Raw genomic sequence first — 484 nt, 5'->3', positions numbered from 1 at the left:
GCGTGTGTGTTCCTCGGGGGTGAGGACGTCCCATCGGGCCGGTGAGCGGTCGGGGTTCTCGGCCGTCCACTCCAGCAGGCGTACCAGCCGCTCCACCAGCGTCTCGGCCGACGTCCGGTCGAACACCTCCGTGGCGAAGACGAGGCTGCCGCCGATGCCCGCCGGCGCCCCCCGCTCGTCGTGCCGCTCGGCCAGGCTGAGCGCCAGGTCGAACTTCGCTGCGCCGACGTCGAGTCCGTACGCCTCGGCCCGCAGACCGGGGAACGCGGCCTGCGCGCGGCCCTGCGACTGGAGGGTGAGCATCACCTGGAAGAGGGGGTGGTGGGCGAGGGAGCGGGTGGGGTTGACGGCTTCGACGAGTCGTTCGAAGGGCACGTCCTGGTGAGCGAGGGCGGACAGGTCGGTTTCGCGGACGCGTTCGAGGAGTTCGCGGAAGGTGGGGTCGCCGGAGGTGTCGGTGCGCAGGACGAGGGTGTTGACGAAG

At 71.5% G+C, this 484-nt stretch carries 1 protein-coding gene; it reads right to left on the bottom strand.

The window, feature by feature from the left end; translation table 11 throughout:
- The coding region (locus OO52_RS45640; protein ID WP_037631254.1) for a condensation domain-containing protein at positions 1–484 on the bottom strand (484 nt) is incomplete at both ends.

This window comes from Streptomyces flaveolus, from assembly GCF_000716535.1.
GTDB classification, from domain to species: Bacteria; Actinomycetota; Actinomycetes; order Streptomycetales; family Streptomycetaceae; genus Streptomyces; species Streptomyces flaveolus_A.
Note: the sequence above shows the minus strand (reverse complement) of the source record. Positions and strands in the feature narration are given on the sequence as shown.